This window comes from Catalinimonas locisalis (assembly GCF_038039535.1).
Taxonomy (GTDB): Bacteria; Bacteroidota; Bacteroidia; order Cytophagales; family Cyclobacteriaceae; genus Catalinimonas.
Genome location: NZ_JBBPHP010000003.1, coordinates 244360 through 269533, shown reverse-complemented (window position 1 = coordinate 269533; position 25174 = coordinate 244360). Strand labels below are relative to the sequence as shown.

Genomic DNA, 25174 nt, shown 5'->3' with positions numbered 1-25174 from the left:
TGACAAATAATAAGTTTGTTATTGGCCCTTTTTATTTTTGCTTCGCGATCAGCCTTTTTAGTATATGTCAAAATAATATTAACAATTGATAAAAAAGAGTAAGAAACTAAGCGATAACTTTGCCAAAATTGTAGTTCGCAAACAGAAAAATATCTAAGACACATATTATTGAGCAACTACTATACGCACAACCTAACTACTCAACCTTGTTATTTTGATGTTTGTAAGCGGTCTTTTCCTGACCGCTTTTTTTCATTTGTAGAAAAGCTTAAATCAGAAAACTTACTTTCAGCATCAGGTTTTTATTGACAAAGCCTGCATTCTCAATCATCCTTTTTGAGCCTGCATTATCATAACGGCATGAGCAGATGGGTTGTAAGCCTCTGTCATAGCAGATGGATTTGCCCTTGAGCATCAGGTAAGTGCCCAATCCCTTTTCACGATACCTGGCCGATACGATAGCCCCCAGGTCAGCATACCCTGCTTGTGTATCGCTCCTTCTGATTTCACAGATTCCCAGAATTTCTCCTTTTTGCAGCAGATAGTATATCCCCTCTTTGTCTACCCATTCCTGAATGTAGCTACTCAGCCAGGCCTTATCCGCCGTGGTGGTTTGCTGACAGAAGCTAACAATCTTTTCTATATCATTTTCATCTGCTTGTAGAAAATCAGTTTCTATAAATTCCGGCGAAAGCATAGGCTGAAGTGATTGGCTCTTTAGGTCTTCAAAAAGGTAATAGTAGACGGACACACGTTTGGCAAATTCCATACATGCTGTCAGAAAAGCAGGATGGTTGGTGCTAACGTAAGCCTGGGGGAAAGCTTCAGTTTTCAGCAATTGAGCAAAAATCTCAGCCCTGCGGTTAAGCCATGCTTCTGCTATAAAAAAATTGATAAGGGTAAAAGCCTGGTCGTGGCACAAATACCCGATACAGTCATTCCGATAGAAAATTCCTTTGATCACTGCCCGGTGTATCAGCCCATCCCACATCCCATCCAGTGGGGCAGTAAGCGACTGATAGCATTGCTGGCGTAATCCATCCAGCTCGGTATCTGATATAGGAGCAAAGTGGAACATGGGATAAAGCTATCAACAGGTAAGCTAGAAAAATTAGAGAATTAAGCGCGGGTTTTTCCATTAATAAAATGCTCTGCCTTCATATTTTAGTATATTTCAGCACTAAACCCTCTGCTGATGAGGAAATTTTGTATTTGTACACATCCTATAACTTATGAAAACTATGAAAAAAGCCATGCAAGGCATCGTCTGGACACTTCTCCTGGCAGTGATAGCCAGTTTTTCTACCAAACAGGAAGGAGAATGGATCAGTATTTTTGACGGTAAATCATTAGACGGCTGGAAAGCCAGCGAAAACCCCTCTACTTTTTCGGTGGAAGATGGTAAAATAAAGGTTGCCGGCCCACGCGCTCACCTGTTTTATCAGGGACCTGTAGAGAATCATAACTTTGATGATTTTGAGTTTAAAGCCCAGGTCATGACCAAGCCCGGTGCCAACTCCGGAATGTATATTCATACCGAGTATCAGGAAGATGGCTGGCCCAGCAAAGGCTATGAGATTCAGGTGAACAATTCCCATACTGACTGGCGCCGCACCGGTAGTCTCTATGCGATTGACGATGTCCGCGAAGTGCATGTCAAAGACAATGAGTGGTACACTGAGCATATCATTGTAAAGGGTAATCACATTACCGTTAAGATCAATGACAAAACTGTGGTGGATTATACCGAGCCTGAAAACCTGGAACGCGAGAGCAACATGTCAGGACGTAAGCTTTCCAGCGGTACAGTAGCCCTGCAGGGCCATGATCCCGAAAGTGTAGTCTACTTCAAAGACATTATGGTGCGTCCGTTGTAGGACTTTAAAGGTGATGTTTTTAGTCAACTTTGACAAAGCTATCTTTACTATGGTTATAGCTTTGTCAAAGTTCTTATCCCCGAGCTTTCCTAATTATTCGGCAGTTTCTTTCCATTGTACAGACTAACTTCCAGCTCTGATTTATTCAACATGATCAGATTGCTGGTGTCGCCCAGTACTTCATCTATCAGTCCAAAGGCCTGGGCTTCCTTGGCATTCAGGAAGCGGTCGCGTAGAAAGTAATCTTCTATTTCCTTCCAGCTATGGCCGCTGTGCTTACCCATGATGTGGAAAAGTTGTGTCTGTAACCTTTCCTGTTCTCGGGTGGCGATGCGTACATCTTCGGTATAGCCTTTGGCCCCTCCTCCGGTGGGGTGCATGTGGACGGTCGCCTGCGGAAGCGCATAACGCTTGCCGGCATGCCCGGAACAAAGCAGGGCGGTAGCCATACTGCCGGAGAAACCCATAGCTACAGTAGAGACCGGAGCAGAGATCATCTGCATGGCATCATAAATCGCCAGCCCGGCATATACACTGCCTCCCGGACTCTGAATGTACAGATCTATCTGCTGCGTCTGGCTTTGGCTGTTGAGGTAAAGTAACTGCGCCACAATCACATTGGCGATCTGGTCATCAATGGCGGTGCCCAAAAAGATGATGCGCTCTTTGAGCAGCAAACTATAGATATCGTAGGCTCTTTCTCCCCGGCCACTGTTGTCAATGACCATCGGGATTACACTTGCGTTGATAGACATGCGCTTTTATTTAATGATGAGTGAATAATGATTGATGAATAATGATTGATGAATAATACATTTTTGAATAGGCAATAGGATACCTGTCAGCGCAAAGGGATCTGGCTGCCGTCTTTAGCAATGGGTATATTCTATGGATTATTTAGCGAAGAGACTCAGCACTTTCTGCCGGAAACTTCTGTGTCTGGCTTGAGTGAATAGTTGCTGATGTATCGCTTCTATTTCCGCCCTGAGCTGCTTGCGTCCGTAGGCACGCACCAGTTGATAAGCCTGCTGCTGCCACTGTACGTTCTCTTTCAGACCTTCATCCAGCATCATCCGGGCTTCAAAAAGTAGTGCTTCTTCCGGCTGTTGTTCCTGTAACAGATGCTGCTCTATGGCTTTGATTTCATTCAAGGAAGTCCTCATAGCGCAGTGATTTTTCTTTGATGGTATCTCTTACTTTTTCTATGCACTTGTACTTCTGCACCGTAGCCGAACGTATGCCTGAGTAGCCAAAGCTCTGGGCGATATCTGCCAGAGGTAACTTGTCGTAATAGAAGGCTCTTAGCATATCCATACATTTTTTTCCGGCAGTCTCCAGGAAGCGTAACAGCTTGGTCCCAGAAGGATTTTCTGCTGCTTCCTCCTCCATTACATCTGTTTCAGGGTGATCAAGCGTAGTAGACAGGAGGTCTTTTCTGCATTTCTTGAGCCACAGATGTTTGGCAATACCCAATATATACCCCTCCTCATGCTGCACATGCGTATCCTGTGCTGTCAGCACTTTTTCATAATAAATGAGCAGCGCATCCTGAAACACATCTTTGGCTTCTTCAAAAGAGCCTCCTCTTTTACTGATATATTGAGCAACCAGCGGAAAAGCTTTCTGATAAAGCGCAAGAAAAAGTTGTTCTCTTACTTCGCTGGCATGCTCAGGACAATCATTACAAATCATAAGCCTGCGGTTTTTATATATATGTGCCTCTGATCAGGCAGGTATCACCTTTTTATACTGATTTTTTTAAAGATGATATAAAATAATCAATCCCTTGATGAATATTCTCCTTAGGTCAGCCTTTCTTTTGAATACGGATAAAAAATAGTAACATTATAGTACTATCTTATCAGAACTTTGCCTGAACGTAAAGTTGAGATATACTTGAATACAACAACCTAACATTACGTATTGTATGACAGTCCCAAGGATGATTACTTGTGCTGTGGTCATTTCTTTTCTTCTGGGTGCTTGTAGTCATAGCCAGGAAGAAAGGGAAGAAAACGAAGCCCTGTACAGCGGCAGTAAATTCAGCGAGCATATCAGAACCACTGAAGCCCGTACACCGGAAGAAGAACGGCAGGGCTTTAAGCTCCCTGAAGGTTTTGAAATTCAGCTTTTCGCCTCCGAACCGGATATTGGCAAGCCGCTCAACATCGCTTTTGATGCCCGGGGCCGGCTTTGGGTTACTCAGTCGCACGAATATCCTTTTCCTGCCGAGCCAGGTGAGGGTGCCGACCGCCTATCTATCCTGGAAGATACCGACGGTGATGGTAAGGCCGATACATTTACCCATTACGAAGATACGCTCAACATTCCCATAGGGCTGCTGCCCATAGCAGATGCTGCCATTGCCTATAGCATTCCCAATCTGTATCGTTTTACCGACAACAATGGCGATGATCAGGCCGATCAGAGCAAGGTGCTGCTCGGCGAGTTTGGCCATACCGACACCCACGGCATGGTCAATAACCTGACGCGGGGCTACGATGGCTGGGTGTATACCTGTCATGGCTTCACCAATACCTCTACCATCGCCGGTACCGACGGGGATTCTATCAGCATGACTTCCGGGAATACCTTCCGCTTCCTGCCTGATGGCAGTCGGGTGGAGCAGACCACTTTTGGTCAGGTGAATCCTTTCGGTCTGGCTTATGATGAACTAGGTTATATGTATTCTACGGATTGCCACACTTCTCCCATTTACCAACTGATCCGAGGTGCCGATTATCCTCACTTTGGTAAGAAGGAAATAGGCATTGGCTTTGGTCCTGATGCCAAGCCCATGGGCGAGGAGTCTACTGCCCTTGCCGGTTTGGCTTTGTACGATGCCAAACAGTTTCCTGAAGCCTATCAGAATAACTTTTTTATTGGTGATGTGGTGACCTGCCGGGTGCATCGCAATTCTTTTGAGTTTAAAGGTTCTACCCCCATAGCCAAGGCGGAGGAAGATCTGGTAAAAAGTGAAGACCCCTGGTTCCGTCCGGTAGATGTCAAACTGGGACCGGATGGCGCATTATATATCGCTGACTTTTATAATTCTATTATTGGTCACTACGAAGTACCGCTGGACCATCCCAAAAGAGATAATATCAGAGGGAGAATCTGGCGCATTACCTATAGGGGGGCTGAAAATACCGATGATACCAATCTGGCGGATGATACTGTAGAAGAATTGCTGGCTGCACTGAACCATGATAACATCAGTGTACGCATGATGGCGGCAGATCAACTGGCCGATCAGGCAGGAGAGGAGGCCATTGCTCCCGCCAAAGCTTTGCTCAATGATGCATCTACTGAGGCGAAGCCTTATACGCTGGCGCTTTGGGTCTTGTACCGGCTAAATGCTTTGGATGAAGCAACAATCCAAAAGGCTGCCGCCCATGCTGACCCCATTGTAAGGACTCATGTGATGCGGATTATCAGAGAAACGGATGATCCTGAGCAGCAATATTATGATTTGGTGACCCAGGTACTGAATGATGAGAATCCTCACGTGCAAAGGGCAGCGGTAGAAGCCATTGCTAACTATCCTACAATGCAGACGATAGAGGCATTGGTTGCGCAAAAAGAGAAGATTCCTGACTATGATACCCATTATAGGTATACCCTTCGTCTGATGCTGCGCAACCTGATGCGGGATGAGGAAATGATGCGGATGGTAGCTGCCAGAGATTGGGATGCGCAACAAAGCGCTACACTGGCGGATGTGATGGTAGGGGTAGAAAATACCGATGCCGGACGCTTTCTCTACGATTATCTGGCCTCTACGGATGCGGATGAAAAGCTGGAGGTCAATCTGCAACATGCCGTACGTTTTTTGCCTGCCCGTCAGATAGCGGAAGTGATCCGGCTGGGCAGAGAGAAGGCAGGAGAAGACCTTGATTTAAGCTTCAGCATCTTCAAAGCCATGCAGGAAGGTCTGGTACAGCGCGGTGCCACCGGACAGGCTGCCATGCAGGCTTGGGGAGGACAGCTCGCGGAAGATCTGTTTACCGCCTATCTGCCAGCCAACAGCTCTCCTGAACTGCCTGACACTAGCAAAGTCGCTGCTGAAGATGCAGAAAAACTTAAGTTAGCCGTTGATCTGGCAGGAAATTACAAGCTCAGGTCCTTGGCTCCTGAGATGAAGAAAGTGTTGCAAAGCTCGGTAGATGATCCGGCGGTGAAAATAGCTGCTGCACAGGCCTTGCTCACCATTGCTCCCCAGGAAAACGCACTGCTGGTGCAGGACATTTTGCAGGATGAGCAGCAGTCGCAGGAGGTAAGGCGTCGTCTGATTACGATGCTGGGGGAAATGCCTCCCACAATTAGTACCAATATCCTTTCTGAAGTAAATAATCTTCCTCCTGACTTGCAGAAAGAAATGGCAAGCGCTTTGTCATCCTCACCGCAGGGCAGGGACCTTCTTTTCCAGAAAGTACAGCAGGGAGAAGTATTTGCCCGTGCTCTGGTGGACCCCAAAATCAAAGAGCGCTTACTTCTGAATATCTCAGATGAGCAGCTCAGTACTTTTGAAGAATTGGTGGCCAATGTTCCGGCGGTTACGGAAGAGAAGAACCAACTGATTGAAGAACGTCTGGCGAATTTCAGCAATGCAGACTCTCTGGTGCAGTCGGGAGTGATGGTGTTCAACCGTAACTGTAAGACCTGCCACCGGGTAAGTAACGAAGGCGGGATGATAGGGCCGCAGCTAATCGGGATTGGCAACTGGGGAGCAGAGGCTCTGGCTACCAAAATTCTGGACCCTAACCGTAATATTTCAGAAGCCTTCCGCACTTATACTATCAAAACCAGAGATGGTCAGGTCAGAACAGGCTTATACCGCCGGGAGGAAGGAGAGGCTCTGGTCTTTGCCAATATGAACGGAGAAGAGTTTTCAGTAGCCAAAAGCAATATTGAGGAGCGTGAACCTTCAGAATATACCCTGATGCCCGATCACTTCGGAGAAGTCCTTCCGCAGGAGGATTTCAATGCCTTACTTTCTTATCTCTTGAACCAACAATAAAGCATTATATATCATTATGAAACACAATATTCCCCCCAAATATAACCTGCATCCCAAGGTCTTCCACTCCAAGGTCTGTGTCCTCACAGACCTTTACCATGAACCTTTTCAAAGTCATCCCGCAGCAACAGCGGAGCTGCCGGGGCCCGGGGATCTTTACCAGTTAGAAAGTCCAGCACTTTTTTCAATGCGGACAAGATTCCTACGGAATGACACTTTAGCCATTCTCTTGCTCCTTACTATGTTCGGTTTCACCCAAGCATTTGCCCAGACAGGACAAGACATCAGCAAGCCGGTACAGTTCAAGAAGCAGATGGTGGCTTCAGAAAGTTATGAGTCAGTAGGGGTATTGGATATCAACGGTGACGATACCCTGGATATCATCTCCGGTGCATTCTGGTACGAAGGTCCGGATTACAGAGACAGACACTTTGTAACAGAGGTAAGCCGCTTCGGGCATGAGTACTACAATGACTTTTCCAGTATCCTTATAGATGTTGATGGCGATGGACATCGGGATTATGTAACCGGAGGCTGGGGCAGTAAACATATTGTCTGGCTGAAGAACCCGGGAAATACGGACAACTGGCAGCAAACAGTGATTGACACTACCGGACCGGTAGAGTGTACCCGAGCCTGGGATGTAGATGGTGACGGACATTTGGAAGTGGTTCCCAACAATCCGGGTAATGCGCTTAAGTTCTATAAACTGGAAAGAGATAGCCAGGGTAAAGGCACTTCCAGGTTTACCCGCTACGATGTAGCCGAAAAGCAGGGTCATGGCCTGGGCTTTGGTGATATCAATGGAGATGGCAGGGGAGACTTTATCATCAGCAATGGCTGGCTGGAAGCTCCAGCGAATCCCCTGCAAGGAAAGTGGCAGATGCATGAAGAATTCAACATAGGCACCGCCAGTGTACCTGTGCTTATCGTGGATGTCAATGAAGATGGGAAGAATGATATCATTGCCGGGCAGGGACATGGCTATGGGCTACATTGGTACGAGCAAAGCACCGATGACTCAGGCCAGCGCAGCTGGATCAAGCATCCTATTGATCCTTACAATTCACAGTTCCATACCATGGAGTGGGCAGATGTGACCGGAGATGGAAAGCCTGAGCTAATCACCGGCAAGCGATTTCGTGCCCACAATGGCCATGATCCGGGTAGTAATGATCCTTTAGGTTTGTACTACTTCCAGTGGAATGGTGACTCTTTTACCAAGCACACTATAGATTACGGTCCTTATGGAGAAGGCAAAGGAGCAGGACTTTACTTTGCCGTAGTAGACCTGAGAGGTACCGGCAGAAATGATATTGTGGTAGCCGGCAAAGATGGACTTTGCATTTTTTACAATGAAGGCTATGAAGGAAAGTAATGCACTCATAAGCTGCCTTCCAGTCTGCTATAAAATTGGATAAAGTCTTGGTTTATCTTCTCCGCAAGCTTAGGCTGATATATTTTTAAAATCTCGGCAAGTACATTAAGTACATATAGGTTTCTGTTGATTTCCAGTCTGTCAGTAACGCTTCCTCCGTTTAGATAATAATCCAGTAGCTCTGCGGCGTTTTCATGCAATTCTTTGCTCAGTGTGATAGCCCTTTGTTGCTCTTCCAGTTGAAATAAGTACCGGACAATATGAACTGTATTGAAATCCATAGCATACGCCTGCTGAGGCATTACTTTCATATATTTGTCCAGCACTTCTTTGGCCTGATCCTCTTTGCCTTCCCGTATCAGATTCTCAATAAGCGTATTGAACCACTGCCGGTAAATGGATATGCCCCGGTTCACATGGTCTTCGGTATTGTAATAGGTATCCTCATTGTCCAGTGAACGGAAATTAAATTCATTCATCAGGTTATTATACATCGTCTCGGTATTGATCAGCATATCCGATGGGTTAGGATTTTCTACTGGCAGTAGCCTGAAAGTCATACCTTCCTGCACCACGTTGGCGCTGAAATCCAGATGAGTACCCTGTAGTGAAGTAGGATTAAAATAAATAGGGCTCTGCCATTTGTTGGTCTGGATCAGGTCCAGCAGCATCAGGTCTTTTTTCTCCAATCCTCTGTCCTTCAAACCAATATGTAGGCGGTCGGTATATAGCTGCTGCATATCTTCCGGAATAATTTCCCGCAGTTCAGCAGGAATAAGGGGGGCACTGCCTGAGGTTGAAGAAGAATAATGCTCTGAGGGAGATACTGTCTCTATATCCAGATAAAAACTATCCGATGGAACCGTGTTGTAGCGGAAGCCCGCATTGGCTATTTGTAACGCCTGAGAATTGTTTCTGATCAGCTTGAGGTACTGCTTCAGACTGATAGCCCCTTTGATGTTGGGTCTTTCCACATAAGGCAGGTAATCATTCGGCCCTCCCTGCTTGTAGTTTTCTTCGGTAAGGCTCAGCGGAAAAGGCTCGGACTCATAAGCCGGTCGCCGCATTTGCTCAATGTACCAGTCGGTATTGGAATAACTCAGCACGATGACCCGCACATCGGTACGAAATCCTTCTACCTCCTGTAGATACCACAGCGGAAAAGTGTCGTTATCACCACCGGTAAAGAGTATGGCATTGGGTGCGCAGGAAGCCAGGTAGTTGCGCGCCAGGTCCAGGGCAAAGTAGCGATCAGAGCGGTCGTGGTCATCCCACCCCTGTACAGCCATAAGCAGGGGAACAGATAAGCAGATGATACCCGCAGCGATACCTGTTTTGCTTTTATCTCTCACGAGCTTTGTAAGCAAGTGCGCCAAGGCCATTACGCCAAAACCAATCCATATGGCAAAGGCAAAATAAGAACCCACATAAATATAATCTCTTTCGCGCGGTTCTACCGGTGGAGAATTCAGGTATACCACCAGCCCCACTCCTGTGAGGATAAAGAGCAAGCCGACGATTGAGAAGCCTTTTACATCCTTACGATAATGATAAAATAAGCCTACCAGACCCAGCAGGAGGGGAAGCATGAAGTAGTTATTTCGGGCTTTGTTTTGGGCCAGTTGCTCCGGCACATCCTTTACACTCTCCCAGGGCATAAGCCATCCTGCGTCTTTGACGTCACTCTCGCGACCTGCGAAATTCCACATAAAGTAGCGCATGTACATATGCCCAAGCTGGTAACGAAAGAAGAAGCTGAGATTGTCCGCAAAATTGGGCACTTCATTGGGGCGTAAGCCTATCCACTGCCGGTACAATGCCGGATGGTTATCCTGGGTGCTGTACACTCTCGGAAAAATTGTAGACTGCTTAGGGTCGTAGGTGTTCTCCAGTTTGTAATTGGTAATGACATACTCATGATCTCCTTTTTCATAAACCGGCTTACCTTCTTTTTGGTCTACCAGTTCGGCAGTAAAGTAAGGACCATAAGCCAGCGGTCGGCTGCCATACTGTTCCCTTTTCAGGTAAGAAACAAAGCTGATGATGGTTTCGGGATCGTTCTCATCAATAGGAGGATCATACTCTGAACGGATCAATACCAGCACATAAGATGAGTAGCCAATCAGTATGAAAGTCAGGGCTAGCAGGGCGGTGTTGAGTACCTGTCTGCGATGTTTTATTGAAAAATAGAGTCCATACAGCAAACTTCCCAGCAATAGAATTCCGAAAACCGCAAAGCCAACTCCAAAGGGCGTTCCCAGACTGTTGACAAAGAATATCTCAAAAGCTCCGGCCATAGAGGGCAGACCGGGAATGATTCCGATCATGATAAGCCCGATAAGGCCCAGGCTGATCAATAGCGTGAAGACAATGCCCAGCTTAGTGCTTTTGTATTGGTTGAAGTAAAAAATCAGTCCCAGGGCAGGAATGGTAACCAGGTTGAGCAGATGCACGCCAATGGATAAGCCGACCATATAAGCGATGAGGATGAGCCAGCGGCTACCAGCAGCACCTTCCATATGTTCCCATTTAAGAATTGCCCAGAATACAAAAGCAGTGAAGAAAGATGAGAGTCCGTATACTTCTGCCTCTGTGGCTGAAAACCAGAAGGAATCCGAAAAAGTATAAGCCAGCGCACCCACCGTGCCGCCAGCGATCAGCCAGATACTTTGTGCTGAATTAATTCCTTGCTCAGATACTTTCAGTACTTTCTGGCCCAGCAGAGTAATGGACCAGTACAAAAACATAATGGTGGCGCTGCTGCTGATCACGCTGATCATATTGATCCAGAAAGCTACCTTTTCTACCTGCTCACCCGCCAGCAAGGAGAACATACGGCCCAGCAGGAGGAAAAAGGGTGCTCCGGGTGGGTGAGGCACCTGCAATTTGTAGGCAGCAGCAATAAACTCTCCGCAATCCCAAAGGCTTACCGTCTCCTCTACGGTAAGCGTATACACAATCAGCGCAATGATGAACAGCAAGCCGCCCATCAGCGTATTTATTTTCCGATACGTCATAACTTCAAATTATGGGCGTAATATTAGGGAGGGTTAGCGCTTTGGGCTTATACACAGCTTGTGCAAGTTCATACAAGTTGGTACAAGTCAACTAGGGGCTATGGAAACTTTTATTTATTTTGTGGATAAATACACCCAAAGATGAAAGAGGTAGAACAAATGTACTTGCAGCAGTGCCGGCTAATAATAGAAAAGCAGCTGGGCTGGGGAAATGCTGGCCAATGGACCAACCAGGATTTTCTCCACCTCAGCGAAATGATTTTGGAGGCAACCGGTGTAAGCCTCAGCAGCACTACACTTAAGCGCCTCTGGGGGAAAGTCCGGTACAATAGTGCTCCTAATGTCACTACCCTCAATGTGCTGGCACAATTTGCCGGTTATGCGGACTGGCGTACCTTCAAGTCAGCTAACTTTACATCTCCCTTACCAGGGCAGAAGGGGATGGGTAAAGCTGAGACCCTAGGCGTAAGGCAGCATGCTGTTCGTGCTAACCCAGTTCCTGCAACTGTCTACCAACAGGATAAAAAAGTGTTGCTAAAGTCATTTATGCTTATGCTGCTGCTGTTGGTAGGAGGAGTGATCATCATTGGTCTGCTTTTCTCCATGCAGGCTCAGAAAAAGGCAGCCTTTGTATGGAACGAAGAAGATTTCTCTTTCAGCGGTAAAGTGGTAACGAGCGGTGTGCCCAATACGGTCATTTTTCAGTACGATGCATCTGCTGCTCCCTCCGATAGCATTTACCTTCAGCAGTCTGCCAGGCCGGATGATAGGGTGAAAGTGCCGGTACAGGATCGTCAGCATGCTGCTATGTACTACTATCCCGGAGCGTATCAGGCGGCTTTACTTGCTGATGATCAGCCGCTAAAGCAGGAGGATTTTATCATCAATACCAAGGACTGGACAGCTTTGGTGGAGCGTGATCCTATGCCCTACTACTTCTATGAAAATATCATGCATGGAGGTGCTTTGCGTGTGCCTGAAGAAAAACTGGGGGCTGTGCATCCTGATAGGCAAGCCTCTACCCCCTGGCTGGCTTACTACAATGTGAAAGACTTTGGCGAACTGTACAATGATAACTTCGTGTTGGAAACCGCATTGAAAAGTGAATTCAAAGAGGGAGAAGCAGTTTGCCAGGACAGTAGCGTGGTCATACTGTACGAGAATTCTGCTTCACTGGTGATTCCGCTGAGTATTCCTGCCTGCCTGGCCAATGTAGATCAGCAACTCAAAGCGCAGGGTATGAAAACCGAAGATAGTAACCTGCTTGCCTTCGGAGCGGACTTCTCCGATTGGGTAGAAGTGAAGTGCGAAGCCAGAGAGCGTAAACTTCGCCTGCTCATCAATCAGCAGCTGGCCTATCAGGGCGTTTTACCTCAAACCCACAGTAAAATCATTGGCATTGGCTACCGCTTTCACGGTGCAGGCGCTGTTAACTATGTCCGCCTCAGCCAGCCGGATGGAAAATCCTTGTACTACGAAGATTTTAATGGATGAGGTTCCCTTTTGGCGGAGAAGTCAGTCATCATAGCTTTTCACAGGTTATTAAAATTATGAGATGGGTTTTTGAATAGTGGATACCCTAAAGCTGAGAGCATCTTTTCTTTGCCAATTTTTTGTAATTATTTACGAAAATAAGTGTAAACTCCAAACTAATGTGTGCATAAAAAGTTGACATTGAAACACATTTCCGCTATTTTGAGGTAGCAGTTTTTCTTAATTTTTTATTATAAAGCTGCCAGATTGATTTTTTTCAACTATAATTTTTTTGTTATGAATAAATGTAAAGTTGTTTTGGCTGATGATCATGTGATTCTCACTCAAGCGACATCTTCTCTGCTCTCAGATTATCAGGATATAGAACTTGTAGCTACCGCTTCCGATGGGGAACAATTGCACAAACTGGTAGAGGAACTCCAGCCGGATATCCTTATTTCTGACATCAACATGCCCGGCATGTCTATTTTTGATATATCTGAAGAGATCAGAAAAAAAGAGTTGGCTACTAAGGTCATTATCTTTAGTATGCACGACTCACCTGACTATGTGTACAAAGCGCTCAATAGCTCAGTAGCGGGCTACATCACCAAGCAGGCAGAAAAAAATGAGCTGATAGAGGCAATCAAAAGCATACAGGAAGGTAAGGAGTATTACAGCCAGCCTATCAGCCAGATCATTGTGAAAGGCTTCAAAAACAGAAACGAATCTTCCGGCAATGATCAGAATCCTATCAATATACTCACCAAAAGAGAAAAAGAAGTGCTTATGCTTTTGATTGAGGGCTTAAGTTCCAAGCAGATCGCGGATAAACTCTTTCTAAGTGAACGTACGGTTTCTAACCACCGGGCCAATATGCTTCAGAAATGTAAGGTGAATAATACTGTGGAACTGGTAAGGCTGTATCTGGATAATGCTAATAAATGGTGATTTGAGCTACACAGCTAATGTACGATAAGACTGAAGCTGGCACTATTTGAGTAAGCCTGAGGGGTATTATGCACCTCTGATAAGCGCTGATTTTTGATCACTTCAGGAAACAAATTTTACCTCCTCATTATGGCCTTTACGCTTTCTATGAGTAAATAAGCTCAGTACCATGAGGAATGAAAGTAGTCAAACTAGGAAGTAAAAATTAGGCGGAAATTGAGTAGAATCACTGGACAATATGAATAATAATGGATATGGACAATGCTGTTTTTATTTCGTTGTTTGGGAGTATAGAAGTGATTATCAAAACTATCTTATATGGAACCACAAAGTTTACGTTCACTCAGCTATCATGAAAAAATCAAGTTGCTAAAACAGTCCGGCAGTCACCTTACTACCCGTATCAACCCTTACTACTATATCAAACTTTATAGCATACAAGGACAGTTCGTAGAAGTATGGTCATCCAGCCACCTGCCCTGGGAAGGTGTAGTGAAGATAAAAGTATTAAATAATAATAAGTTACTTGAGCCCTACCTTAGCAAAGAATTATACCAGAGGATAACCTTGCAACAAGTCTCAACTTGATTGATTCTTAATAGAGCAAGCATCAGGCTAATGCTTACCAAAGTAAGCGAATAGTCGGATGCTTTTTCTTTTACTATACTAAGAGTTTGTTTAAGTCTTTATAAATACTTGTATTTCAGTGTGTTGGCCTGGGAGGCCCCGCCTGAATATCCGGCGGGCGTGCGAAGGGAAGCGCGTGGAAGCGTTCGGAGATTTCCCGGCCGGGACGGCTAGACTTTTTTGGTTACTTTTTGTGGCAATGACAAAAAGTAACAATGCTATCAGGTTAAATGTAAAATCAAAGTTTGTAATTAGCTTCAAGTGCCATAGAAATTTTTAAACATACTTTAAGTAAAATTAAGACCATCCAAACTTAGCCCAGTTCCTCCAGCCTCTGCTGAATACTAGCAATTACCTCCTCCAAGCCCCTTTGCACCTTATCAATTTCATTGCTTAACGTTTTTGTTGAATTGCCTGCCCCTATCTGATAACGCACATGCTGCATTTTTTCATAAAAAGCTTCCATTCCCAGCAGATTAAACAGCATTTTTACTTTGTGCATAATGTCTTCCAGTTGCTGTTTATCCCCTTTTTCCATTCCCTCCATATATTCCTTCTGAAAAACACGTAGTGCGTTAATCGCCATCTTATAAAAATGTTTCTTCTTTTCCTCACTTCCTTTAAAGGGCTCTTCAGCTTTTTCAAAGTCAGGCGTAAATATATCATCATTCGGCTGGGCTTCCTGCTTTTTGGAAGGGGCAGAGACTGAATCCCCTTCTCTTACTACCTGTGATATAATGGTTTTCATCAGCTTTTTCGGTTCAAAAGGCTTGGTCACCACTGCATCAAAGAGTTTGGTTCCTTCACTTGAAAGTTCTTTTCCCACAGAAGTATCGGCAGACAGAATGATGATGGGAATCCGGGCATAATGCTCACTAAGCTTGCGAATACTACGTGTGGCTTCTACGCCATCCATCTCCGGCATGCGCTTGTCCATCAGGATAAGGTCATAATCAACTTTTTTCGCTTTTTCTACCGCTTCTTTTCCATTTATGGCTTCATCAGCTTTCAAGCCCCACCACTCTTCCAGATGCTGTAGCACTACCATACGGTTGATCTCTGCATCTTCTACCAGCAGGATTTTTAACTTTCTTAAACGGGCAGTATCCTTTTTGCTTTCGGTATAAATATGCTCTACCTTTTTGAGGTTAGCTCTACTGCCAATTTCCTGCCTCAGGATGAAAGAAAATACGGAACCTTCACCTTCCTCACTTTCCACTACGATTTCACTGCCCATAAGCTCCAGCAAAGACTTGGTAATGGAAAGCCCCAGCCCTGTACCTCCATAACGGCGTACCGTACTGCTGTCGGCCTGGGTAAATTTTTCAAAGATCGCCTGAAGTTTGTCTTCCGAAATACCAATACCGGTATCTCTTACCTCAAAGTACAGCCATGCCCTGTCTTTTTCCAGTTTCTCCAGTTTTACATTCAGGTAGATACTGCCATGCTCGGTAAACTTAATGGCATTACTGATCAGATTGTTGAGCACTTGTGCCAGCTTATGAGGATCATTCCTGAGTACATCCGGTACATTATCAGCAATGTGAAAATGCAGTTCATTGTCTTTTTGCTCGGCCAGAGGCAAATGTGCCTGCCGGATGCTGTCCACCAGGGTAGAGAGCTGGTAGTCTACATGTTCCAGTGCTACCTTGCCTGCCTCAATTTTGCTGTAGTCCAGGATATCATTGATGAGAATGAGCAGACTATGGGCAGAAAACTTCAGCGTATTGAGGTTTTCTTCCTGATCCGGGCGAGGCTCTTTTTGCAAAAGAAGGTTGGTGAGGCCATTGATGGCATTGAGGGGCGTACGTATCTCGTGGCTCATGGTAGAAAGGAACTCCTCCTTGGCCCGGGCTGCCAGCTCCGCTTCACTTTTGGCTTTTTCCAGCGCTTCTTCGGCAAGCTTACGATCCGTAATGTTCTGGGCAATTCCTATAATCTTTATAGCTTCACCATGTTCATCACGAAATACCCTGGCATTCATCTCCAACCAGTTGATACCATTGTCCTCTCTTTTTATTCTAAAAGTAGGGTTATAAGTGTCTACTTCCTCTTGTGCAAGCTCCAGTTCCTTTTGTACTCGCTCCCGATCATCTTCATGAATCATCTGCATCATTTCATCCATATTTCTGGGTAAGTCCTCAGCAGAGGAGATGCCGACCACGCTGCTGGCACTACCAGAATAGAAAAACTCTTGAGAGGCTATATCCAATTCCCAGGAGTACATATTGCCAGTGGCAGTGGCCAGTTGGAAACGTTCTTCCGACTGCCGCAGCGCCTCTTCCGCCTTGCGTTGTTCGCTCAGGTCAACCGTTACAGCCAGCACGCTGGGCTGTCCCCTTTCCTTGTTACTCAGTAATGAAAGCGCGCTATTGGCCCAGACCTTGCTGCCATCCGCTTTTACATAGCACTTATCCACAGATTCCGGCTCAGCGGTTTTGAGCAGACGCTCTAAAGCTTCCTGACTTTGCGGCAGATACTCAGGCAGGGTGACATCAGCTATGTTTAATTGGAGAATTTCTTCGCGGCTCCGGCCAAGTATGCGGCAAATTTTATCATTAACGCGCAGAAAATGCCCTGCTGTGCTGATCTCGCATATCCCTGCCTCAGCCTCATGGAAGATCGCAGCTAAACTTTCTTCTGATTGTCGCAAGGCTTGTTGTGCCTCTTTCTGTTCTGTAATATCGGTATTCATGCCCACATACCCACGCAGCGAGCCATCGGCGTTTCTCAAAGGTACGGCACGTACAGTAGTCCAGCGCCACTGCCCGCTTCTGTGGCGAACCCGGAAAACGGTATCCACCATTTTCTCTTCCTTGGCACTTTCACGCCACCAGCTTTCGGCAAACTCCCTATCCTCTGGATGTATCGCATTAAGCCAGCCATAGCCCTTCCACTCCTCAAAAGTTTGCCCGGTAAATTCGCGCCAGGAGGGTGAGTCTTCCACTACTTCTCCCTGCGCATTGGTCGTCCAAACGATTTGGGCAGTAGCCTCCACCAGGGCACGGAATTGCTCAGCACTCTCTCTTTGATGCGCTTCCGCCTCTATTCTTGCGGTAATATCAATAAAGGTAATGACCACGCCTTCAATCTTATCCTCTACACTGCGGTAGGGCAGCACCCGCGTCAGGTAGGTATTGCCCCGCTTATCTTTTACTTCCCGCTCCACGGGTACTAGTTTGTTGAGTACCTTTTTTGCATCAGCTACCAGCTCATCATAGCCTAGCTTGTGCGTCTGGTCCGAGATCAGTCGTCCCCGGTCGGCCGGAAGTACATTAAACAGCTCTCCCAGCTGAGGTGTAAAACGCAGTATGCGTAAGTCTTTATCCAGAAAGAGCGTGGCAATATCGGTAGCGGCCATCAGGTTTTGCAGGTCGTCCGACATCTGGCTAAGCTCCTCTACTTTGTGCCGGTTTTCCTGGTTGAGGGTCGTCAGCTCTTCGTTCATGGATTGTAGCTCCTCTTTGCTGGTTTCCAGTTCCTCCAGGGTAGAACGTAGCTCTTCATTGGCCGATTGCAGCTCCTCATTAGAGGCTTTCATCTCTTCCCGGCTGGTTTCATACTCTTCTATCACTGCCTGCAGGCGCTGGCGAGTGTCCTGTAGCTCCTGGTTTAGTTCTTTGACCTGCTCAGAATTAGAATCTTCAGAAGTAGCAGCGGTACTATCCTCTTTGATATTGCTTGGTTTATCATATTCCTCAAAAAGGACCAGAGTTACATTTTCCTGGGAGGGTTCATCTATTACCCGGGCAGACAGAATGATCTGACGGGCCAGCCCTTCCAGGACGATTTTTACCGGTTTGGAGAGCGTGAGCTTTTTGCTTTCCCGCGCCGCATAAATGACAGAGCGTAATTCCATTTGCAATTCCGGGCGTACCAACTTAAAAGCATCACGGCTAAGCTCTCCCCCAGCAATCTGTAAATAGCGTCCGGCATTGTCAGAAACATGCATCACCTGATAGTCAGGGCTCAGCAAGATACTGGGTGGTCCGTAGCGTTCTACCATTTTCTGGTGTAGTGCTCCGTAGGGCAGGCTGGGCTGCTCTCTTTCTTTTGAAGATTCTTGCTGAAAGCCCATTTGCACAGTAGGAAAAACAGGAAGGCGAGGCTCCGGCCCGGCTATATTGCACTTGGTATATATCGAGAATTCTTTGTTTTCGGTACGGAAAAGGTCGGCACTTTCCAGGTGCTCGGAGCCTCCCAGTATCAGGATCCCATTATGCCGCAGGGAGTAATGAAAAAGCTCAAACACATCGCGCTGCACATCCCGCTTCAGGTAGATGAGCAGGTTACGGCAGACGATCAGGTCAATGCGGGAGAAGGGGGGATCACCCAGCAGATTATGAGGAGTGAAGATCACCAGCTCCCGCAGCTCTTTGCGGATACGATAACCTCCATCTTCTTTGGTAAAAAAGCGGCGCAGGCGCTCCTCGCTCACATCTATCTTAATGTCTCCCGGGTAAAAGCCATCACGGGCTCTTTGGAGGGATTGCGGGTGCAGGTCAGAGGCAAATACCTGTAGGGAAGGCGCCGTCTCCCTGCGGCTGGCTTCCTCAATGAGCAGCATACCCAGCGAATAAGCTTCCTCACCGGTGGCACAGCCTACCGACCATACCCTGATCTGTTCATTCGGTTTTATTCGCTCAAAAATCTGAGGAATGGTATTCTCTTCCAGGTATTGGTAAACGTCCGCATCCCGGAAGAAGCTGGTAACATTGATCAGAAAGTCGTCAGAAAGTAAGCGTACTTCTTCAGCATTATTCCGAAGCATCTTAACATAATCTTCCAGATGCTCTATCTGGTGAAGCTGCATACGACGCTGCAAACGGCGCAGTATGGTAGAGTGCTTATAGCGGCTAAAGTCCCGTCCGGTACGGGCTCTTACCTGGGCATAGACTTTCTGGATAAGCTGCCTGCCTTCCCCCTCCGGTTCCTCAGCAGTGTCCAGCATTTTAAGCTTGGGTCGGGTAGAAACAAATTTGAGCAAATAAGGAGGAATTTCTTTTAATGTCATCACCTTATCTACCTGCCCGGAAAAGATAGCGCTTTGGGGCATGCCATCAAACTCGGCTTCCTCCGGGTCCTGTACTATGGTAAGGCCGCCCTGCAACTTTATTTCTCTAATCCCTAGTGTACCATCAGAGCCGGTGCCGGTAAGGATAATGCCTACCGAATTCCCGTCATGGGCACTGGCCAGGGTACGGAAAAAATGGTCAATGGGTGCGCGCTCCCTACGGCTGGCTTTCAGGTCCGAGAGGCGCAGGTGGGTATCAATGGTGTTGAGGTTGGCATTGGGAGGAATGACATAGACATGATCAGGTTCTATGGGCATGGTTTCCGTCACTTGCTGTATTGGCATTTTTACATGTGGTTGTAACAACTCAACCATCGCGCTTTTATGGTCGGGAGAAAGGTGAACCACTACTACAAAGGCCAGCCCGCTATCCGGGGGAATAAGAGAGAAAAAGGTTTTCAGTGCAGTCAGTCCGCCTGCTGAAGCCCCTATACCCACAATGGTTAGGGCGGATGATGAGCGTTTATCAGCGGTTTTTTGTGTTTCTGTGATCATTAAAAATAAAATTACTGCTGAGTCATAATGTAGCAAAATAAATAAACCAACCAACCAACCAACCATAAAGAAGCGAGTTAGATTAAATATATGAACAAATACTCATACAAATTTAGGCTTATTTTACAGTTTGCAGTCTGTACTGCAAGAGCAATTCATAAAAAAAGTACAACTTTCTACCCTTAGGCTTAGCTTACAGCGACCTTAGGGAAAGCTTACGGAAACCTTAGGGATAGAAAAGAGAGAGAAAATAAGAAAAATGCAAATATGGAAGCCCTGTCTGATGGGTAAAGTCTACAGTACGATTTAATGACAAAAACTAAGACCCCTGACAAAGCAAAGAAGCAAGCGTCCCGCTTGTTTTTTTATTCTTTATCCTCTCACTCAGCGTTACTCGCAGAGAACGTTGAGGAAAATATCCTAAACTAAAGTAAATAGCTTAACTCAGTGACAAGCAACTTATTGACTATACAACATGAGGAAAATTCCTTTGTTTGGGAAAAAGCTAACTGATGCCTGACGAGCGCACTTGCCGTAAACAAAGGAAGCCTTGTATGTGGTGGAAGCTTTTGGGAACGTTCTCTGAGCAAAAAGGCTGTCAATGAGTCATAATGGCTATACGTTTAAGAAAAGCCCGCTTGTGCCTTTACAAAGAAAAGCAGCAGACCCTGTACACTATAAAAAAATGCTGTTTCAAAAAATGGCACTCCCAAACTGGAGCAAGCGTCCCGCACAAACTGACACAAGCGACTTACTTGGGTCTTCATCCCACCTACTCTCGCTAAATTTCCCCATTCTACTGAGCTTAAGCTAAAGCAAACTTAAGCCAGACAGGCATCCAGATTCTGACATCATAGTTCTGACCTAACGTAAGTCTCCGTACTTTTCACGCATAATTTTACATAAATACTGCGATAAGCATCAAAACTGCCTGATGTGCCGGCTTAAAATCTTCTCAAATCACCCGAATAATATACTGCAAAAATTAGTTTTTGCCATAAATCAGTGCTTCCCGGAGGTTAAAACTTTTGTTCCAGACATCAGGAAGCGCTTCCCTGACATCAAAACATTTATTTTAGGCCAGGGAAGCTGCTTCCCTGGCACCAAAACTTTTGTATTAACCACAAAGTAAGGCTTACCTGTCATTAAAACTGTTGATTTTGCCTTGGGAATGGGCTTCCCTGTCCCTAAAACATCAGAATATGGCCTGGGAATCACTAATTCACACCCAGGATTCCTGGCTTTTCAATGTTTTTATTACAAAAGTGAAGTTTTTTTGATTTCATAATAGCGAGGCTGCAGCTTTCTGCTAAATAAACTTTCCCGCCTCCAAATGTACCCACTGAAGTAAGCGTCCTATCTCTCTACAAACTAGAGCAAGCGTCCCGACTGGTCTCTATTCTACTTATTCTTATTCTACCGCTAGCGTGGAGCAGGGTAGAGCACGATGCCCATGTCCAGCGTAGCATACGACTGAGCAGGTAACTCATCAGCCTCAAAGGTTTGGTAATATTTCCCTGCCAGTTTGAAGCCCAGCTTGGAGCTTAAGCGGTATATGATACCAATCTCCGGTCTGAGGCTGAAGTGCCAGGTATCAGTCTCCGTGCTATATGAGCCTATGCGGGTATCCCGTAGCGTGTAGATGGTCCCAATACCCAGGCTGGCGTAAGGCGTAAGCGTCTGTGCCGGATTCAAAAAATAACCGACCGAAGCCATAATGGGGAAGCTGTTGGTATAACGATACTGGGTGCCGGTAAGAGAAGCCGTACCTTCATTGTAGGTATCATAGCCTTTTCTTTCGTAAAAAGTATTGACACCCCCACTTATTCCAAAACTGAGGTTAGTAGAAGTAAGATAAGTATAATCTAATGCCAATCCTCTAAAGCTGGTTTCTCCAATGTAATCGTTTAGTTCCGAGGTAGGAAAACCAACAGAGTACTGGAGGCTGAACATATTTTGCTGCGCCCACCCCAGCTGTATACTGGCAATCAGGCTCAGGCAGGTGAGTATAATTTTATATTGCATAGCAAATAAGGTTTTAGTGATACACCAAAGCTATAGTGCTGAGGGTATTAAATATTGAGATATGGAGACTGGTCAAACGCCTGGTTGATGGTCAGTTGCAGGCGGTTGTTGATATTGTTGGGGCTGCCTTCCAGTAGCCCATTGACTACTCCCATCCACACTACGGGTACATTATCATTTACCCCGGTATTGGCAGGTTGGGTCATCTGTATCAGCAGGGAGCCGGAGCGGTAACCGGAAACATAGCCCGGACTGTAACCAAAAGTCGGATTAATCCCTCTGTAGTAGCCGGGAAAATAGTTGGGGTAGTACCATCCCAGGCCTGCGTATGAGCCGGGGTACCACCAATCCCAGTAGCGCAAATCATAGTTATAATACAGATTGGTAGTACGGGTTACGGATAAGAGTAGAATCACATCCGGATCATCCTCTATTTCTGTCTCTGTCCAGCCACTTTCCACCATATTTTCTCTAAGCTGTTCCAGAATAACATCGGCGTAAACAGGGTCTACGATCTCTGGTGTGTCATCACCGTCTACCACCACAAAGTTTTGTTCACTGATAAGAATGATGCTGTCGGGCACCGCAAAAGTATTCTGGGCAGAAAACGCAAACTCCGGGTCGTAATTGGTGTACACCACATCCAGATCTTCTACATATTCGGGTCCTTCGGGATAGCAAGCACACATGCTTGTTAATGCAAAAAGCAATAGTGCCTTATGAAATCTTCTTTTCATTTTATCGGCTTTATTAGATTAAAAAAATTATTAGCTGGCTCAAAAAGTCTTGTGCAGAAGAAGAGGTGGTGTTTTCTACCCCCTGATGTGGGTGAAAAATAAGCCTAAAGATTTAGGCTTACCCAATGTTAAAAAATTGTTGTTTTCAATTCATCCAGTAATACAAAGCTAAGGAGCTTATGCTTGCTATGAAATAGTTACTTGCCTTCCTTTTTATTAGGTGAATAGTACCAGTTACAATTGTTCAGGAAGAGTTTGAGGGAATCCGGCCTGGCACTGAATAGCCATTCCTGATCATTCAGCTAAGCATTTTGTGGGATTAAACGACAATAAAATGACTAAGCTTCATAAGTACATTTTGACATATTGGAATAGTTAATAATTAAGTGCTTGTTAATCAATCATATAGATCAATCCAATAGTCAAAACAATTGCCTGGGCTAATCAGTATAAACATTGAAACAGCTAAACAAATTGATGTGGTCAAGCAGGTTACTGACAGGTGAAACTGACAGCCCACCATAGGCTGGCTTCACGATTTGATCCCTTACTGCTAACAAAAAAAGTAAGCTATAGTAGCATCTGCGCATAGGGAACAGAAAGTAAATGTTAATTAATGACGCCTCTGTTTGTGTCTAGGGTAGCACATTAAAAATTAATAAACCTGGTTCCCCGGTTTGTGCCGCCGGGGCCCGGTCTCACAAAACGGAATTTCAACCGCAAAGCAAGATGTCAGAACACTTGACCTTGGATAAGCGAAGAGCAGTATTAATTTTCAATGTACGGCGCTACTCATAGACATATTTACATATTGGAAAGGCTTAAATCTTGCTGATGCAGTACATACCTGATCAGCAGTATTAATTTTTGATAAAGATTTATCCATGGTGATTTCCGGGTGGAAATGCACCTTATTTTTTTTCACTATAAATTTTTTAAACATGGCTATTACAAAAGTTATAGAAGTAATCGCAGGATCTGAAAAAAGCTTTGATGATGCAGTACAAAACGCATTGACGGAAGCTTCCAAATCAGTAAAAAATATCCATTCTATTTACGTCAAAGAGATGAACGCCAATGTAGAGAACAACAAGATTGTCTCCTACGGCGTCAATGCCAAAGTCTCCTTTGATGTGAGTAAGGACGAATCTCATTGATTGTCATTTCAATATTAACAAAAGCCTGGGGTCTTTCCTCAGGCCTGTTAAACCTAAAATTAATCATTATGAAACTGAATATACCAAGCGCTACACTAAGTCTGATTTCTCCCTTGCTACTGTTCCTTTTTGCCTGTGATACAGGAGGTTATGAAACTTACGATGACTGGGACATAGACGAAGACAATTACATTGACAATGATGAATTCTATGATGGCATCACGGCTACCGGATATTATACCGATTGGGGTTTGGATGAGGATTCCGATCTGGATTTTGACGAGTTGTATGATGCCTACTATAACATCTGGGATCTGAACAACGATAATGCCTTAGACCAGGGTGAATGGAACAGCGCGGTAGACTTATATTATGAAAATTACGATGAAGTACTCTACGGTACTTTTGACGACTGGGACCTGAATAATAATGGGAAGATAGATCTGGGCGAGTACCGCGCAGGAGTAATGGACACTGGCTTGTTTGTAGACTGGGATGTAAACGCCGACGAAATTATTAGCGAAGAAGAATTTTCTGAAGGAGCATACCACTATTGGGATACAGACGGTGATGGATACATAGATGATGAAGAGTACGAAGAGTGGAAAGATCGCTACTGGGAAAACTAGGGGTTCAGAAGCGCTATCCTTCATCTGGTTTTATGCTTACTCCCAATCTTCAGATAAATACGATAGTAACATTCTGATGATTTTTGATATTTTTTGGAGTGTTTGCGTCCTTGTTACACCTACTTCAACAGAAGGCAAAGTATTTAAACACAAATAGTAGAAGTATCGGCTATTGAAGGATAAGCACAATCACTTTGAGTCCTTCTATAAGCTGATGCTGATTTGTAAAATCCTAAAAAATTAACATACAATGATACTGGCAGAAGTCATTGCTATCATCGTCATTACTTTAGTTATCGTAAGCATTTTCTATTATGGTTTGAGAAGAAGAGGGCCCTGGGGGAGCCTCTGGAGCTTTTTGTTAGTCCTTTTCTTAGGCATATGGATGGTTTCAATATGGATAGAACCCATCGGGCCTGTTTGGTATGATGCTGCCTGGCTTGATCTTTTGGTAGTAGGCTTGATACTGGCGCTGCTGCTTGCTGCTGCTACGCCTTATACGCCCAATGGCAGAAAAAACAGGTCAGATGTAATAGGTGAGGGTGATGTAAAAGGAGAAGAAAATACTTCAGTAGTCGCGGTAGGCATCTTCTTCTGGCTACTGATGTTCATGCTTCTTGCTTTGATCATCATCGGACTCAGCCTGTAAGGAGAGTTTGCAGCTATTTCTCAAAAATTCATTCAATACAGGCTAAGTGAAATTCAGCCCCAGTC

At 45.4% G+C, this 25174-nt stretch carries 17 protein-coding genes; 9 read left to right on the top strand and 8 right to left on the bottom strand.

Going from position 1 to position 25174, the window contains the following annotated elements; genetic code table 11:
- Positions 1-268: 268 nt before the first annotated feature.
- A complete protein-coding gene (locus tag WJR50_RS07055) occupies positions 269-1078 on the bottom strand; it encodes a GNAT family N-acetyltransferase (protein ID WP_341292539.1) in 810 nt (269 codons plus the stop codon).
- Positions 1079-1241: 163 nt separating this feature from the next.
- On the opposite strand from WJR50_RS07055, the gene WJR50_RS07050 reads away from it, so the two are divergent.
- Positions 1242-1877 carry a 3-keto-disaccharide hydrolase gene (locus WJR50_RS07050; protein ID WP_341292602.1) on the top strand — a complete coding sequence of 212 codons (636 nt, stop codon included), beginning with the start codon at positions 1242-1244 and terminating at the stop codon, positions 1875-1877.
- 89 nt (positions 1878-1966) lie between these two features.
- On the opposite strand, the gene WJR50_RS07045 is transcribed toward WJR50_RS07050, so the two are convergent.
- The 3 genes from WJR50_RS07045 to WJR50_RS07035 form a co-directional block, all read right to left on the bottom strand.
- Positions 1967-2632 carry a ClpP family protease gene (locus WJR50_RS07045; RefSeq protein WP_341292538.1) on the bottom strand — a complete coding sequence of 222 codons (666 nt, stop codon included), beginning with the start codon at positions 2630-2632 and terminating at the stop codon, positions 1967-1969.
- A gap of 138 nt (positions 2633-2770) precedes the next feature.
- Positions 2771-3040: a hypothetical protein gene (locus WJR50_RS07040; protein ID WP_341292537.1), complete on the bottom strand. Its 270-nt coding sequence runs from the start codon at positions 3038-3040 to the stop codon at positions 2771-2773.
- Positions 3021-3569: an RNA polymerase sigma factor gene (locus WJR50_RS07035; RefSeq protein ID WP_341292536.1), complete on the bottom strand. Its 549-nt coding sequence runs from the start codon at positions 3567-3569 to the stop codon at positions 3021-3023. Before WJR50_RS07035 ends, WJR50_RS07040 begins: the two co-directional genes overlap by 20 nt.
- A 235-nt stretch (positions 3570-3804) precedes the next feature.
- On the opposite strand from WJR50_RS07035, the gene WJR50_RS07030 reads away from it, so the two are divergent.
- Positions 3805-6897, top strand: coding sequence for a PVC-type heme-binding CxxCH protein (locus tag WJR50_RS07030; RefSeq protein WP_341292535.1), 3093 nt, complete (start codon positions 3805-3807; stop codon positions 6895-6897).
- 16 nt (positions 6898-6913) lie between these two features.
- Positions 6914-8275 (top strand): FG-GAP repeat domain-containing protein, encoded by a 1362-nt coding sequence (locus WJR50_RS07025; RefSeq protein WP_341292534.1) that lies wholly within the window; start codon positions 6914-6916, stop codon positions 8273-8275.
- Between the two features lie 5 nt (positions 8276-8280).
- Here the strand turns inward: WJR50_RS07025 and WJR50_RS07020 are convergent, their stop codons facing one another.
- Positions 8281-11292 (bottom strand): glycosyltransferase family 117 protein, encoded by a 3012-nt coding sequence (locus WJR50_RS07020; protein ID WP_341292533.1) that lies wholly within the window; start codon positions 11290-11292, stop codon positions 8281-8283.
- A 141-nt stretch (positions 11293-11433) separates the two neighbouring features.
- Between WJR50_RS07020 and WJR50_RS07015 the strand changes: the two genes are divergently transcribed.
- The 3 genes from WJR50_RS07015 (at position 11434) to WJR50_RS07005 (ending at position 14304) form a co-directional block, all read left to right on the top strand.
- Positions 11434-12786, top strand: coding sequence for a hypothetical protein (locus tag WJR50_RS07015; protein WP_341292532.1), 1353 nt, complete (start codon positions 11434-11436; stop codon positions 12784-12786).
- A gap of 276 nt (positions 12787-13062) precedes the next feature.
- Entirely contained in the window at positions 13063-13716 is a 654-nt protein-coding gene (locus tag WJR50_RS07010) for a response regulator (protein WP_341292531.1), read from the top strand.
- 318 nt (positions 13717-14034) lie between these two features.
- Positions 14035-14304 (top strand): hypothetical protein, encoded by a 270-nt coding sequence (locus tag WJR50_RS07005; protein ID WP_341292530.1) that lies wholly within the window; start codon positions 14035-14037, stop codon positions 14302-14304.
- 352 nt (positions 14305-14656) lie between these two features.
- On the opposite strand, the gene WJR50_RS07000 is transcribed toward WJR50_RS07005, so the two are convergent.
- The 3 genes from WJR50_RS07000 to WJR50_RS06990 form a co-directional block, all read right to left on the bottom strand.
- On the bottom strand, positions 14657-19912 hold the full coding sequence (locus WJR50_RS07000) for a PAS domain S-box protein (protein WP_341292529.1): 5256 nt from the start codon (positions 19910-19912) through the stop codon (positions 14657-14659).
- 1422 nt (positions 19913-21334) lie between these two features.
- The gene (locus tag WJR50_RS06995; protein ID WP_341292528.1) at positions 21335-21937 is read right to left on the bottom strand and encodes an outer membrane beta-barrel protein; all 603 of its coding nucleotides are present in this window, start codon (positions 21935-21937) and stop codon (positions 21335-21337) included.
- A 47-nt stretch (positions 21938-21984) separates the two neighbouring features.
- A complete protein-coding gene (locus WJR50_RS06990) occupies positions 21985-22674 on the bottom strand; it encodes a DUF4136 domain-containing protein (protein WP_341292527.1) in 690 nt (229 codons plus the stop codon).
- Between the two features lie 941 nt (positions 22675-23615).
- Between WJR50_RS06990 and WJR50_RS06985 the strand changes: the two genes are divergently transcribed.
- The 3 genes from WJR50_RS06985 to WJR50_RS06975 all read left to right on the top strand — a co-directional run bounded on the left by WJR50_RS06985 (position 23616) and on the right by WJR50_RS06975 (position 25109).
- Positions 23616-23831, top strand: coding sequence for a dodecin family protein (locus WJR50_RS06985; RefSeq protein WP_341292526.1), 216 nt, complete (start codon positions 23616-23618; stop codon positions 23829-23831).
- Between the two features lie 68 nt (positions 23832-23899).
- A complete protein-coding gene (locus WJR50_RS06980) occupies positions 23900-24460 on the top strand; it encodes an EF-hand domain-containing protein (RefSeq protein ID WP_341292525.1) in 561 nt (186 codons plus the stop codon).
- A 250-nt stretch (positions 24461-24710) separates the two neighbouring features.
- Positions 24711-25109, top strand: coding sequence for a hypothetical protein (locus WJR50_RS06975; protein WP_341292524.1), 399 nt, complete (start codon positions 24711-24713; stop codon positions 25107-25109).
- Positions 25110-25174 lie beyond the last annotated feature (65 nt).

Excerpts from the sequence above, each read along its gene's own strand:
- WJR50_RS07055 (WP_341292539.1), bottom strand. The coding sequence starts at position 1,078 with ATGTTCCACTTTGCTCCTATATCAGATACCGAGCTGGATGGATTACGC.
- WJR50_RS07015 (WP_341292532.1), top strand. The coding sequence starts at position 11,434 with ATGAAAGAGGTAGAACAAATGTACTTGCAGCAGTGCCGGCTAATAATA.
- WJR50_RS07050 (WP_341292602.1), top strand. The coding sequence starts at position 1,242 with ATGAAAAAAGCCATGCAAGGCATCGTCTGGACACTTCTCCTGGCAGTG.
- WJR50_RS06995 (WP_341292528.1), bottom strand. The coding sequence starts at position 21,937 with ATGCAATATAAAATTATACTCACCTGCCTGAGCCTGATTGCCAGTATA.
- WJR50_RS07035 (WP_341292536.1), bottom strand. The coding sequence starts at position 3,569 with ATGATTTGTAATGATTGTCCTGAGCATGCCAGCGAAGTAAGAGAACAA.
- WJR50_RS07030 (WP_341292535.1), top strand. The coding sequence starts at position 3,805 with ATGACAGTCCCAAGGATGATTACTTGTGCTGTGGTCATTTCTTTTCTT.
- WJR50_RS06985 (WP_341292526.1), top strand. The coding sequence starts at position 23,616 with ATGGCTATTACAAAAGTTATAGAAGTAATCGCAGGATCTGAAAAAAGC.
- WJR50_RS06980 (WP_341292525.1), top strand. The coding sequence starts at position 23,900 with ATGAAACTGAATATACCAAGCGCTACACTAAGTCTGATTTCTCCCTTG.
- WJR50_RS07025 (WP_341292534.1), top strand. The coding sequence starts at position 6,914 with ATGAAACACAATATTCCCCCCAAATATAACCTGCATCCCAAGGTCTTC.
- WJR50_RS07020 (WP_341292533.1), bottom strand. The coding sequence starts at position 11,292 with ATGACGTATCGGAAAATAAATACGCTGATGGGCGGCTTGCTGTTCATC.
- WJR50_RS07040 (WP_341292537.1), bottom strand. The coding sequence starts at position 3,040 with ATGAGGACTTCCTTGAATGAAATCAAAGCCATAGAGCAGCATCTGTTA.
- WJR50_RS07010 (WP_341292531.1), top strand. The coding sequence starts at position 13,063 with ATGAATAAATGTAAAGTTGTTTTGGCTGATGATCATGTGATTCTCACT.
- WJR50_RS07005 (WP_341292530.1), top strand. The coding sequence starts at position 14,035 with ATGGAACCACAAAGTTTACGTTCACTCAGCTATCATGAAAAAATCAAG.
- WJR50_RS06990 (WP_341292527.1), bottom strand. The coding sequence starts at position 22,674 with ATGAAAAGAAGATTTCATAAGGCACTATTGCTTTTTGCATTAACAAGC.
- WJR50_RS06975 (WP_341292524.1), top strand. The coding sequence starts at position 24,711 with ATGATACTGGCAGAAGTCATTGCTATCATCGTCATTACTTTAGTTATC.
- WJR50_RS07045 (WP_341292538.1), bottom strand. The coding sequence starts at position 2,632 with ATGTCTATCAACGCAAGTGTAATCCCGATGGTCATTGACAACAGTGGC.
- WJR50_RS07000 (WP_341292529.1), bottom strand. The coding sequence starts at position 19,912 with ATGATCACAGAAACACAAAAAACCGCTGATAAACGCTCATCATCCGCC.